Source organism: Ruegeria sp. O11 (assembly GCF_056535285.1).
Genome location: NZ_JBQERS010000014.1, coordinates 26,732 through 40,363 on the forward strand (window position 1 = coordinate 26,732; position 13,632 = coordinate 40,363).

Annotated in this window: 10 protein-coding genes; 8 read left to right on the forward strand and 2 right to left on the reverse strand. The window is 55.6% G+C overall.

Annotated elements, in window-relative coordinates; genetic code table 11:
• Positions 1-99: 99 nt before the first annotated feature.
• From ACRZ91_RS18740 to ACRZ91_RS18770, 7 genes are all read left to right on the forward strand, one after another.
• Positions 100-309 carry a PAAR domain-containing protein gene (locus ACRZ91_RS18740; protein ID WP_480907828.1) on the forward strand — a complete coding sequence of 70 codons (210 nt, stop codon included), beginning with the start codon at positions 100-102 and terminating at the stop codon, positions 307-309.
• A 10-nt stretch (positions 310-319) separates the two neighbouring features.
• Complete coding sequence (gene tagH, locus ACRZ91_RS18745) at positions 320-1,777, forward strand: type VI secretion system-associated FHA domain protein TagH (RefSeq protein WP_480907726.1); 1,458 nt, start codon at positions 320-322, stop codon at positions 1,775-1,777.
• A gap of 37 nt (positions 1,778-1,814) precedes the next feature.
• The gene (tssK, locus tag ACRZ91_RS18750; RefSeq protein ID WP_480907728.1) at positions 1,815-3,155 is read left to right on the forward strand and encodes a type VI secretion system baseplate subunit TssK; all 1,341 of its coding nucleotides are present in this window, start codon (positions 1,815-1,817) and stop codon (positions 3,153-3,155) included.
• Between the two features lie 108 nt (positions 3,156-3,263).
• A complete protein-coding gene (gene icmH / locus ACRZ91_RS18755; RefSeq protein WP_480907730.1) occupies positions 3,264-4,685 on the forward strand; it encodes a type IVB secretion system protein IcmH/DotU in 1,422 nt (473 codons plus the stop codon).
• The gene (gene tssM, locus ACRZ91_RS18760) at positions 4,682-8,254 is read left to right on the forward strand and encodes a type VI secretion system membrane subunit TssM (protein ID WP_480907731.1); all 3,573 of its coding nucleotides are present in this window, start codon (positions 4,682-4,684) and stop codon (positions 8,252-8,254) included. The genes icmH and tssM overlap by 4 nt, the downstream gene beginning before the upstream one ends.
• Positions 8,254-8,940 (forward strand): type VI secretion system-associated protein TagF, encoded by a 687-nt coding sequence (gene tagF / locus ACRZ91_RS18765; RefSeq protein ID WP_170471984.1) that lies wholly within the window; start codon positions 8,254-8,256, stop codon positions 8,938-8,940. The genes tssM and tagF overlap by 1 nt, the downstream gene beginning before the upstream one ends.
• Positions 8,937-9,659, forward strand: coding sequence for a PP2C family protein-serine/threonine phosphatase (locus ACRZ91_RS18770; RefSeq protein ID WP_480907733.1), 723 nt, complete (start codon positions 8,937-8,939; stop codon positions 9,657-9,659). The genes tagF and ACRZ91_RS18770 overlap by 4 nt, the downstream gene beginning before the upstream one ends.
• Positions 9,660-9,717: 58 nt before the next feature.
• Here ACRZ91_RS18770 and ACRZ91_RS18775 read toward each other — a convergent pair whose 3' ends face one another.
• Complete coding sequence (locus tag ACRZ91_RS18775; RefSeq protein ID WP_480907735.1) at positions 9,718-11,919, reverse strand: serine/threonine protein kinase; 2,202 nt, start codon at positions 11,917-11,919, stop codon at positions 9,718-9,720.
• A 38-nt stretch (positions 11,920-11,957) separates the two neighbouring features.
• Complete coding sequence (locus tag ACRZ91_RS18780) at positions 11,958-12,533, reverse strand: OmpA family protein (RefSeq protein WP_170543757.1); 576 nt, start codon at positions 12,531-12,533, stop codon at positions 11,958-11,960.
• Between the two features lie 166 nt (positions 12,534-12,699).
• On the opposite strand from ACRZ91_RS18780, the gene ACRZ91_RS18785 reads away from it, so the two are divergent.
• Positions 12,700-13,539, forward strand: a complete 840-nt coding sequence (locus ACRZ91_RS18785) for a M15 family metallopeptidase (RefSeq protein WP_480907737.1) — start codon at positions 12,700-12,702, stop codon at positions 13,537-13,539.
• The last annotated feature ends 93 nt before the right edge of the window (positions 13,540-13,632 follow it).

Here is a 13,632-nt window from a genome sequence, read left to right on the forward strand (position 1 = left end):
ATGGGATTTCCACAGGCCCGTGTAACTGATCTGCACGCATGCACGCTGCCGGCACCGCCGCCAGCGCCGCCGCCTCCTGCGCCGGTACCGATGCCGATCATGCCACCTTGTTGTCCAACCGTTCTGGTTTCAAAACTGCCAGCGGCACGAGTGACAGATTTGGCGACACCTGCATTTCCGCATCCTATATTGAAAGGATCGGCGACGGTGCTGATTGGCAAGCTACCGGCGGCGCGGGTGATGGATACTTGCGCCTGCGGTGGTCCGATCCTGCCGCCTTGCTGCCCCACCGTTCTGGTTGGAGGATGAAGACAAACGAATGACGGTCACACTGAAATTTCAATCCACCGGCATAGTGCCGGGCGACGGGCGCCCGGTGTCGATGCAGGGGGGTTCTTTGACCGTGGGGCGTGGACCGGCCAATGACCTTGTCCTCCCCGACCCTGAGCGAACGCTCAGCAAGAACCATTTTGTCATCGAAGATCACAATGGCAACGTAGTGATCGTGGACTTGTCGACTAACGGGACCTTTCTGAACTACTCCAAGATCGCTTTGGGCCGGACGCCCACACCGCTGAACAACGGCGATGTGCTGACGGCAGGTGGATATGAAATGGTGGTCGAAATCGGCGCCGATCTGCCGTCGTTCGAAGAGATGATTCCTCAGCCGACGCAACAGGATCGAGTCTCGCCGGGGCAGTCGCAAAATGCGCCGGACCCGTTGGCTCTGTTGGACGACTCAGGACCGGGCGGGGATTTCCTTGATGATTTGTTGGGGGGAGATGCGCCGAAAGGGCCGGGCCAAATTTCAACGCCTGACCCGATGGATGAGCTGTTGCCGCCCTTGGATGATGACGACCCATTTTTTGCGAAACCAAAAGATGCGCATCAGGAAATGGGGCCCAGCGATCCGATGCACAATCCATCAGCCTCGGATGCGTTTTCAGCTCCAAGCAGTGGCGCAAATCTGATCCCGGATGATTGGGATGATGACCTGCTTTCGCCACAAGGCGCGTCACCCACAGACCCTTTCGGGGGCGCACCACAAAACCCGGCTCCGCCGCCAACTAAACCGACACCGGGTGGGCAGGCTGCTGCACCACCACCGATCTCCAAACCCGAAGCTTCATCTTCCGAACCTGCGCCGCAACAAGCAAAAGTGGACGTACAGGCCGCTACACCTGTCGCGACTGGAGATCAGTCGGCGGCGCGCGCTTTGCTTGAGGCGCTTGAGGTGGATGATCTACGCATTGACGATGCTGACCTGCCCGCAACGATGGGCCGGTTGGGCCGTGTGCTGCGAACGATGATTGTCGGTCTGCGCGAGATCCTGATGACGCGCACCTCGATCAAGTCCGAATTCCGGATCGATCAGACGATGATCAGCGCAGGTGGGAACAACCCGTTGAAGTTTTCGATCAGCCCAGAGCAGGCAATCGAAGCGCTCGTGAAACCTCGTGTCAAAGGCTATCTGGCTTCGGAAGAAGCGACCGAGGAGGCGCTGAATGACATTAAGGCGCATGAGATCGCCATGGTGACAGGCATGGAGGCGGCATTGAAAGGCGTGCTGTCTCGTCTTGATCCCGAAGTTTTGGCCGGAAAAATTGAAGGGTCTGGCAAACTTGGGTCACTTTTCAAGGGTAAGAAGACCCAATATTGGGAAGTCTATGAGAAGATGTACGCGGAGATTTCGGATCAGGCAGAGAATGATTTCCACGATCTATTCAGCCGCGAGTTCGCACGTGCCTATAAGGAACAGCTGGAGAAGCTGAAGTAACGTCCAGATTGGGCGCGATAACAAGGGAGGGCAGCCATTGTCCTGGGACAGCAAGGTGCTTTGGACCGAAGGGTTGTTTCTGCAGCCCCATCATTTCCAGCAGGCCGACAGATATACTGAGGCTCTGGTGGCTGGGCTGGCGCGTAGAATGACGCCCTATGCCTGGGGTCTGAGTGCGCTTGAGATTGATGACGAAGTACTCAAGGTCGGTCAGATCGCGCTCAAGTCTTGCGCGGGTCTGACATCGGATGGGCAGGTGTTTCGCGTCCCGCAGGCTGAAGATCATCCACCGGCGCTGGAAGTGCCCGAGTCGATCAAGGATTGCGTGGTATATTTGACGGTTCCGCAAAGGCGGCAAGGCGCGTCCGAAGTAGACTTGAGCGGGGCTGAACAGTCGGTTAGCCGTCTGCGCCCGGCAGAGCAGGAAATCACGGATGTGATGAGCCAGCAAAAAAAGCCGGTGACCCTTGGTGTTGGCAAGCTGCGCCTGCAGTTTGCACTGGCTGTTGACGATTTGGCCGACAAGCTTGCCATTCCGATTGCCCGGATCATCGAAGTGCGTCCGGACAAAGAAATCATAATGGACCGTGGCTTTATCCCCTCGGTTATGGATGTTCGCGCGGCTCCGGCACTGGCGGGCTTCATGAACGAGCTTGAGGGTATGCTGTCACACAGGATGCAGGCCTTGGCCGGAAGATTATCTGAAGGCGGTCCTGCCAAGGGTGCTGCCGAGATATCGGATTTCTTGTTGTTGATGGTGATAAACCGAAACTTGCCTCTTGTTCGCCATTTCGCAAATATCGAAAATGTGCATCCTGAACATGTTTATCGCGTCTGTGCCGCACTGGCCGGAGAGCTTGCGACCTTTATGAGTGCCGAAAAGGAAGCCGTGCAGTTTCCAGCCTATCAGCATGACAATCTGACCGAGTCATTTGCACCAGTGATCCGCGTTCTGCGCCAGTACCTGAGCTCAGTTTTGGAGCAGACGGCGATCTCGATCCCGCTGGAGCCACGGAAATACGGCATTAGCGTAGGGGTAATTGCCGACCGCAAGTTGATCGGAAATGCCGGTTTCGTTCTGGCAGTCAATGCCGATATCCCAGCCGAGGATGTACGGAGGCATTTTGCGGGCCAGGCCAAGACCGGGCCAGTCGAGGAAATCCGTCAGTTGGTGAACTCGGCCTTACCGGGAATCACGCTGCGCCCGCTCCCGGTTGCTCCGCGCCAAATTCCGTATCATTCGGGCGTGGTGTACTTCGAACTGGACGCCGCCAGCCCGTATTGGGGCAAAATGACTACCTCGGGTGGGATCGCGGTGCACGTGTCAGGACAGTACCCAGGTCTGCAGATGGAACTTTGGGCAATCCGCAATCAGTAAGCGTTCGTTTGAAAGACGAGGCCTTGAGTGGTTGCCAAGAAACAATTTGATGGGGCTGTCCGCGTGGGTCACAGTAAGATGCGGGGGCCTTGAGGAAGCAGGTAAACGATGTCCGACAACGATCCTTTTGCCGAACCGGACGACACAGACAAGACGGTGATCCGACCTAACCCGGGTGGGCGGCGTCAGCCCGGCGGTACGCAGCAGCAGCCTGCCGCGTCTCAGCAACCAGCAGGTTACCCGATGGAGACTCCACCTCAGCAGCCAGCGGCGGGCGGGGCAGAAATTGGCATACCACCTGCGCAGGCTTCGCAACCGCGCACGTCGCAGGGTGGTACAGGGCAGGTGGCAACCACCGGCATGAACCGCCTGAATGCCTGTGCCTCGCCTTTGTTTTCGCTCATCAGTCGAATTCGTAACCGCGCGCAACACATGGACCCCGACAAGCTTCGCCAAAGCGTGGTAGCTGAAGTGCGCAGTTTCGAGAACGCGGCATTGCAGGCGGGTATCCCAGCCCAGTCAGTAAAGATCGCACGCTATGCGCTCTGCGCCACTTTGGACGATGTGGTATTGAATACACCCTGGGGCGGGCAATCCAGCTGGGCCACGCAGTCTCTGGTTGGGACCTTCCACCGTGAGACGGTTGGTGGCGATCGGTTCTATGATCTTCTGGCGCGGCTGGAACAAGAGCCTGCGAACAACATCGAATTGCTAGAGTTCGTCTACATGTGCCTGTCACTGGGCTTTGAAGGGCGCTTGCGGGTGGAACAGGGAGGTCCGGACAAGCATTTGCAGATTAGGCAAGGTCTTGCGCGGATCATCCGGGCTCAGCGCGGCCCGGTTGAACGCGACCTAGCTCCGCATTGGGAAGGCGAAGATAAGCCATATCGAGCGCTCAGCATGTGGAAACCGGTTTGGATCGCGCTTGGCGTGACGGCCCTTTTGCTGATGATCGAGTTTGGTGGCCTGTCCTACGCGCTGTCTAATAAAACAGAAAATCTTGTAGGACAGATGTCGGTAATTGATGCGGGTCCTGTGACCGAATTGCAGCGTCGTGCACCTCCACCTCCACCGCCTCCACCGCAGGCACAGGTGGAAAAGGTCGTAGAATTCCTGAAGCCCGAGATCGACGAAGGATTGGTCGAGGTATTTGAGAAGGGCAATACACTGGTCATTCGCATCAAAGGCTCGGGCATGTTTGGCTCGGGTTCGGATCATCTGCAGGATAAATTCCGCGAGCCGGTGCGCCGGGTTGCGGTAGCGCTGAACGACGAACCGGGTTCCGTGATCGTGGCTGGGCATTCGGACAACGTGCCGATCCGGTCCTCTCGGTTTCCGTCCAATCTGGCCCTTTCACTGGCTCGGGCCAAATCTGTCATGAACCAGATGGCGGCGGATTTGTCCGATCCCAAACGGCTTAGCGCTGAAGGTCGGGCCGACAGTGAACCAATCGCCGACAATTCGACTCGAGAAGGTCGCGCGACCAACCGTCGGATCGAAGTCCTGTTGGTTCAGGAGGAAACCCCATGATTGTCCTCAGATTTCTGAAGTTTGTTTTCCTGTCCATCTACACGGTTCTGTTCTTTACCGCGACTGCTCTGTCGCTGAGCTTGTATTTCTTCGGGCCTTTGATCGGATCGGATGAATGGCGCCCGTTGGATGGTGTGGCGGCGCGCCTGATCTGGTGTGGCGTCATATTTGCCATCTTTTTGGCTATCGCGCTGACGGTATTCTTTGTCCGCCGCAGACGCGAAAAGAACCTAACCGAAGAAATCACCGAAGCCGTCAGTGATGGCGGCGATATGATCGACAGCGAGATTTCCGAGCTGCGTGGCAAGTTGAAAACGGCAATGGCGGCGCTGCGTAAATCCAAGAACGGACGACGCCATCTAAACGAATTGCCATGGTATGTGATGATTGGCCCGCCAGGCGCAGGCAAGACCACGGCGATCGTGAATTCAGGCCTTAACTTTCCACTGGCCGATGAAATGGGAAAAACAGCGATTGGTGGCGTTGGCGGAACGCGCAATTGCGATTGGTGGTTCACTGAAAATGCTGTTCTTATCGACACTGCGGGGCGGTACACAACGCAAGAAAGTGACGCTGAAGTCGACAATGCGGCCTGGATCGGTTTTCTTGGGTTGCTCAAGAAATATCGTAAACGCCAGCCCATTAATGGCGCGATGATTGCGATTTCGCTTTCTGATTTGTCTCTGCAGGATGAAATCACTCAGAAAGAGCACGCGAAAGCCGTTCGCCGTCGGCTTGAGGAGCTGCGCGAGAAGTTGGGTGTGCGCTTTCCGGTCTATATCCTGTTTACCAAAGCTGATCTGATTGCCGGTTTCGCCGAATTCTACGACAATCTGGGCAAGGAAGATCGTGAACAGGTGTGGGGCTTCACGCTGCCATTGGACAAGTCTCGATCCGAGCAATCTCCTGTTGCTGCCTTCGATGAAGAGTTCGCCTCGCTGCTGGGCCGCCTGAACGCCCAATCGCTGGAACGGATGCAGACCGAAACCGACCCACAGCGCCGCGCTCTGGTTGCCGGTTTCCCGATGCAGGTGGCATCCTTCCGGAAGGTTGCGCATGAATTTCTAACCGAGGTTTTTCAGGACAGCCGCTATCAGCATCGCCACATGCTGCGCGGAGTGTATTTCACGTCTGGAACGCAGGAAGGCACCCCGATTGACCGGCTGATGCTGGGGATGGCCCGGACCTTCGGGATCGGGCGTCAGGCCATTGGTACGGGGCAGGGTTCAGGGCGCTCGTACTTCCTGACCAGATTGTTTGATCAGGTGATTTTCCGTGAAGCAGGTCTGGTCAGTGCTGATGATAAGGTTGAACGCCGGTACAGGATTACCAAATGGGTTTCGGTCGCCGCGACTGTTATGGCGGCCGTGACGGTTGGCGCTTTGCTTGTGCGCAGCTTCTCGGGAAATTCCGAGCTGATTGCCGAGGCGCAGGAAGGTGTGTCCGCCTATCAGGCTGCTGCAGCAACGCTTCCGCCCAGCCCGGTGGGAGATACCGATCTTGTACCTGTCGTGCAGGCTTTGAATACGTTGCGCGATCTGCCTGCGAATCCGACACTGTCAGATCCGGATCCGGAAACGCGCCTGACATATGGTCTGTATCAGGGTGACGTGATTGGCACGCAGGCGGCGCAGACCTATCGCGCCGCATTGAACCAACGGTTCCTACCGCGCTTGCTGCTGCGTCTAGAGGAGCAGATGAGCGCGAATATCAACAATCCCGATGTTCTATATGAAGCGCTCAAGGTTTACCTGATGTTGGGCTTGCAGGGTCCGATGAACCCGAACCTCGTCAATGAATGGATGAATATCGATTGGACGGTTTCGTTCCCTGGCCCCTCTCGTGAGGAATTTCGCGCCGATCTGAATGATCACCTTGAAGCTTTGCTGAGTCAGCCGATGCAGGCCGTTGCCTTGAATGGGCCGATGGTGGAACAGATCCAAGGTATTCTATCGGAGCTGCCCTTGGCGCAGCGGGTGTATAATGGGATCATATCCAGCCCAACTGCAACGGCCTTGCCGGAGTGGCGCATTACCGAAGTTGGCGGCCCTGCGGTTGGTCGCGTTCTGGTCCGGTCGTCTGGGAAGCCGTTAAATGACGGGATCGAGGGGATCTTCACCTACAAAGGTTTCAACGACGTATTTTTGGGCGAAGCGGTCGGAGTGGCCAAACGGGTACAAAAGGAAAGCTGGGTTCTAGGTCCTCGTGGAGAAGCCGAGCAAACCGAACTGGCCCTTGCGGCGCTTAGTCGAGATGTTTTGGACCTGTACTACAACGACTACATCGCGCGCTATGACGCCATGCTAGGCGATATCGACATCGTTCCCATGGAAAGCCTGAGCCATGCAGTTGAGGTGACCAACGTACTGTCAGGCCCGACGTCGCCTATCGTGAACATCCTAAATTCGATTTCTGACGAGACGAAACTGACAGAAAGCCGTTCAGCCCTGCCCAATACGGATGCGTTGAACGAAGGGTTGTCAAATGCCGCAAGCCTGGAAGTGCAATCCGCAACCTCAGTCCAGACACAAATCCTGCTGGAAGCGCTGGCCAAGTCCAGCGGTGCAACTTCATCAGAGCCGGTGCCAGAACCGGGCCAATATGTCGAAGATAGGTTCTCTTGGTTGCATCAGTTGGTGGAACAGCAACAGGGACAACCCTCGCAGCTTGATCTTCTGATGGGATCGCTGACCGGTGTGTATCAAGAACTGAACAAGATGTCCTTCAGTGGTGTCACTGGCGCGGAATCCGGTCAGGCGTTGCAGCAGTTCCAGCAGGAAGCGGCGCGTATTCCTGGCCCGATGGAACGCTGGGCATTGCAGATCATCGATGGGTCATCGGGAATCACGTCGGACAGCACGCGCGCATCTATTAATGCGCGCTGGCAGGCTAATGTACTGCCCTTCTGTGAACAGGTTGTGACCGATCGTTATCCGTTCAACCGCAGATCGGGCGCGGATGTTGCCATGGGTGATTTCAGCAAGCTGTTTGGACCGCAAGGTTTGATTGATACGTTCTTCAACGAAAACCTCGCGAAGCATGTGGATATGCGTACCCGGCCGTGGTCTTGGAAAACCAGTGTAAATGAGGCCGATCTGGGGATCAGTCAGGCAGTACTGACCCAGTTTCAGAATGCAGCCGAGATCCGAGAAGCGTTTTTTGCAGCTGGCGCCCAGCCGCGGATACAGTTTCAGATCATGCCCGAAGCGCTGGACCCCAAGGCCAAGGGCGTGAAGCTGGAGATTGACGGTCAGACGCTGGAGTTCCGTCATCGTGGCGGGCTTCCGTCACCGATGGCCATTGCCTGGCCGGGTCAGGTTGGGCTGGCGCGCGTTAGCTTTGAACCGGAAAAGCGCAACATTGAAAGCGTCTTGTCCAAGGACGGACCGTGGGCCTGGTTCCGGTTACTTGACGCAGCCGAGGTGCGGCGCACAAACGTGTCAGACCGCAAGAAGGTAATATTCAACGTTGGCGGTCGCATCGCGATTTTCCAGCTGCAATCAGGATCGGTCATCAACCCCTTTGCCTTGCCGGCGCTGCAGAAATTCAGCTGCCCCAAGTCTTTCTGATGCCGAAGGCTGGATTTGGCGCATTCGGGAAGATGCCCTCGGTCGGAGATTTCTTTCGGCTCGGGGTAGCACCCGAGTTTGTCCAGCCCTGGGACACCTGGATACAGCACAGCATGCTTGCCGCGTCCGAGTCGCTGGGGCCTGCTTGGGATTCGCATTACATGTCGGCGCCTATCTGGCGCTTCTGCCTTGCCCCAGGCTTGGCAGGTCCGCAGAAAATGCTGGGCGTTCTTATGCCTTCAGTGGACAGAGTAGGGCGACGCTTTCCCCTGACATTGGTTGCAGCGATTTCGAACGAGGGTTCTGCTATTCTATCTCATTTTCGGGCTGCGGAGATTTACGGTCAGCTCGAAGATCTCGCATTGGCTGCGCTCGAGGACGACATGACCCGTGACAAGTTGGCTAAGGAGCTTGAGGCTTTGATCGTTCCAGTGCAGGAGCCAACAGCCCCGGTTCGTGCACAAGGCAACACCTTGGTACTGACGCGCGGAGAAGTATCCGACGGCCTGCTGCCCGATCTTGCTTCGGGATTAGTATCTGATCGTTTTCGGATGCCGACAATTTGGAGCACTGAAATCGGTGGTGTGCCTCGAATGATGGTCTGCGAAGGTTTACCGGAAGGGGCAAACATGCAAGGTTTGTTCAACCTTCACGCTGCAGTCTGGACCGAGGCAAGGCCAATATGAATTCAAGTCACCGCGTTCGGTACAGCGCCCGCAGCCATGTTGGCCTCAAGCGTAAGCTCAATGAAGATGCGGTGCTTGCACTGCCCGAGGAAAAATTGTGGCTGGTTGCGGATGGGATGGGCGGTCACGAGGCGGGTGATTACGCCAGTCGGCTTGTTGCGGATATGGTTGCGGCTATCCCCCCGGGTCTGCCACCGTCAGACCGGATGGTCACATTGCGCGATGTGCTTCGGCAGGCCCATTTGGCGATCCGCGCCGAGGCCGAGGCACGCGGTGGCGGAACCATCGGCACGACTGTTGCCTGCATGATGTTGGCAAATAGCCATTTTGTTGGGCTGTGGGCCGGAGATAGCCGAATTTATTTGTTGCGGAACAATCAAATTCAGATGCTGACCACCGACCATTCCGTGGTCGCTGATCTCGTTTTGGCCGGTCAGATGAGCTGGGACGAGGCTGAGCAACACCCTCAATCCAACGCCATCAACCGTGCGGTGGGAGTTGGGGATGAGCTGGAATTGGACAAGATCCGTGGCGAAGTTCAACCGGGGGACCGGTTCCTGATATGCTCGGACGGATTAAGCAAATATGCTTCTTTTCCGATGCTCGAAAAAGCACTGTCCGAAATGCCGATTGAGACAGTGGCAGATCAGTTGATCCAAATCGCTCTGGATGGGGGTGGCGCAGATAATATCTCGGTGATTGTTGTCGACATTCCCTGAAGGCAAATGATGCCTTCAGGCGTCGCTAATGACCAATGGCTTGCAGTTCGAGGCCAGGTTATTGTTCCAGGGTAGTCAGAATACGGCTGTCCAGCGACAGGATCTGCGTATCGACGTTGCGATCTTGCTCGCGCAGCGCTTCGGCATATCCTGCTGCGGATTCGGTTGTTGGTCGCAGGGTGTCGAATAACTGTTTGTCACTATGCAACACGATGACTTTGCTTTTGCCCAAGGTGGAATCGTCAACCTCGAAAGCAATGCCTCCGTTTTCCTGGCTCTCAGGTATCGAATAAGCAACGCGTACTGACATGGGTCCTGTTTGGCCTTCCCTCAAGGCCGGGATGCCGTTTTCCTGGCGCGTCACATTGGGCAGCAGGTGGAATACGTTTCCTGAGACATCAAGAACTGAAACAGACAGAAATCCATCCTGTGCATCATCTGGCAGTTTGACGTCGATCACCGGGTTCTGGCCGACGATAAAATCACCATTGGGATTTGGCGCGTTACCCTGTTCACCATTATAGAATGCGATCGAAATATCGCTTGTCGGTGCAGTTGGAAGATAATTCTCGATCAGACACAGGGTAGGATTCAAGAGCGCAATCTGATCCAAATCCACGGGTCGTGTGCCAACAAGCGCCGTCAAAGCGGTTTCAAGCCCGATTAAGCTGTCCTGAGACGCCAGTGTGCCGCTCACCCGAACCGGGGTTTCAAGCCCGTATCCGGTTGTGGGCGGGTCAACCAATTGCAACGTGCCACAATCGGCCAAGCCTGCCAAAATTGGTCTGATCTCTGCTGCTGTAACGAATAGAGGTTCAAGTTCCAGATCGACTGTTCCCTGCAGCCCAGCCGGTAATCCTGCGGAAAAAAGCTGCTCCAACTCTGTGTGCAGGGCCTTGTTCGTGGTCTGTCCGGTCAACTGGGCGTCATTGCCGTTCACGACCAGACGCCATTCTTCCAGGTCCATCACCGCGTCTACGACATCGCTGACGGCGCTTCCCCAGGATTCTGAAATGTCGCCCGATGCCAATGTCAAATTGACCGTACCGCCATCTCCGGTAATCTCGCGTGTCATAGCATCCCGAGTTTCTTCCGATGGTACGAACCCGACCGCACGGGGGGGCTGCCCATCGCGTTTGTCCGCTACCAATGTGTAGGGCGCGACGGCGGGGTATGACGGGCCCAACAGTCCATCGAAGGTGCCGCTTAGATAGCCGCCAATCCCGGCCCCTCCGACGATAACAACGCCCAAAGTCGCCATAAGCCCTGTCCGTGACTTTATTGCGGTTGCAGGCTGAGAGGGCTTCGGCGTCTGCACTTCCTGAGTAGGCGTGGATTCAGGCGCGGCCATCGCAGGTGCGGGAGCGCTACTTTTAGGAACAATTATAGTGGCATCTTCATCAGTGTCAGGGATTGCCCTCTCAACTGGTTCTGATCGTGCAGAGGCAAGCGCCCTTAGTACATCACCGGCCGATTGAAATCGGTCATTTGGATCCGGCGCGGTCATCTTGTCGAGGATGGATTTCAGAGGCTCAGGCACATTTGTTGTGTCCAGGGGCTCTTTCTTGCTTTCGACAACCTCCAGCAGGTTGCGCCCTGAGTTTGCTTTTTCGCCCCGGAAGTTTGCAAGTAGCAACGCGCCCAAAGAGTAAATATCTGTGCGTTGATCGGTTTTACCCGACAACTGCTCGGGCGCTGCATAGGCATATTTGCCGGCAAATTCACCACCCACGATGGTCTCCGCGCCAGGATTGGTGTCCTTGGCAATACCGAAATCGATAATCACCGCCTGTGCAGGATCGCCGTCACGCAGGATGATGTTATCCGGGCTCAGATCGCGATGGACGATATTGCGGGCATGGGCGGCCTCCAATCCCTCGCACACCCGTTTGCACACAGTGAGAATTTCAGGCGCAGACATCGGACCCTCGGCCAGCTTCCGGTCCAGTCCGGGTCCGTCGACGTAATCCATCACCAGATAGACATGTCCGTCGGCGGTGCGGTTATTTTCAGAATACCGCACAACCGCGTCGTGGCGGATGTCGCGAATTTCTTCTTCTCGGGTCAGAAGGACAAGATAATCGTCGTTACTGGAGAATTCGGCCTTCAATACCTTCAGTGCGGCAAGGCGCCCCGAAATCTCGGAGCGTGCCCGGTAAACGTCTGACGTTCCACCCCGCCCAAGGATCGCCTCGATCCGATAGGTATTGTTCACCAGATCGCCCGGCTGAAACAGGTCACCTGTGCGGGATTCAGTCATGCCGCCCTCGAATTTAGTTGTTATCAGAGGAGACTAAATCAGCCGAGAGCCTGAAATTCAACGCGGCGATTTTCATCAGCACGCGGGTTATCCTTATTCAGAGGTTGTGCTTCACCGACGCCGAGCACTTCAAGGCGTTGGTCCGAGATGCCGCAATCGCTGACAAGAAAGCGTTTGACTTCTTTTGCGCGCAACAGAGACAGGTTTTGATTGTACTCCGCAGATCCTGCGCTGTCGGTGTGCCCGATAATCTGGAAGACATTCACGTCGACGTTCTTCATCGCCTGACAGAGCGAGGCCAATTTCGGTTTTTCATCGTCCCGCAGTGCGGCCGAGGCGAAATCGAAACGAACCTGAATGTTGACCTGATCTTCTGTTGCGACGGGCTGATACTCGGCGGGCGCTGCAGCAACAGTGGTTTCAGCGGTGTCTTGTGTAGTTTCGGTGCCGGAATTTGAGGGCACGATCACAAGTCCGCGTGTTTTTTGTTTGTTGAATGCGTCGGTGATTTCGTCGGCTGTCAGTTCATTTGACTGCGCCAGTGCAAATTGTGTCGCACATACAAATGCAAAAGCCGAAGCCCCGATAGTTTTCGTCGATGAAAATGCAGGCATTACTGAAGTCCTTCCATATTTGAGACAAAGAGTACCCCTGCCTCTGAGCAGCGACAATGAAGAAAGTCACATATGAGATTAACAATTTCGGGCAAAGACGTGACATCCTGTCCGTCGACTTCTAGGTTGATGCACAAAGGCAGTGAGACACAGGAAAACACAGCAGATGCGCACCGTTCCAGCGATAATCCTTGGTGTGGCGATAATCCTTGCCCCGATCATCTGGTATGTCTTCCCCAAAATAGTCCCTATTGAAAGTGATTTTGAGGGGCCCGCAATCGACTCAGGCGCTCGGATCGAGATTGAAATGCTGAGCCAGCAAGTCGAAGACATGCGCAATCAGATTGAGCAGTTATCTCTGGAAATCTCCCGATCGCAAAGCGGTGGACCTTTGTTGCAACAAGGTGCCGACGGAGCCGATGATTATGGTTATGACAGCACCACACCAAACGACATCATCGATGCCTATGCTCAGGTTGTTCTGATTGCCAATCGTAAGAAGGTAAATCAGCAACTTCAGCTGGCAAATTCAACATTCTTGAAAGAGACGTTTGGTCTGCCGCGCGAGGACTTGACAGACAGTTGCCAGTCAATGACTAATCCGCGTCTGGAAAGTCTGCTGATCCTTGAAGAAGTGGGGCCTGTTCGTGTGCGGATGCTGAAACCTGCAATCGATTCCCTGCGCACTGTATTCGACAATATCCGACGAACCGATCCTGATTTATTTGCCCGTATTAATACGGCAGGGTCTTTGTGCGTCCGCCGAATTCGAGGAGCGACATCCTCAGCCTCGGCGCATGCTTATGGACTGGCTGTTGATCTGAACATCGACGGTGTGCTGGACACTTTGGGCGATGGAAAAACTCAACTTGGCCTCACTATCCTTGCCGATTTTTTCCGCCAGGAAGGCTGGGTCTGGGGGGCTGCATGGGGGCGCGAGGATTCCATGCATTTCGAAGTCAGTCGAGACAAGATAGAAGAGTGGCTGGAACAAGGTCTGCTGTAGTTGCGCGTTATGTGAAGTGGGACACGGACTTCAAAGCCACTAAACGTGATACCCAGAACAGTAATTCCAACGAGTTTTCGTAAATGGTAAATA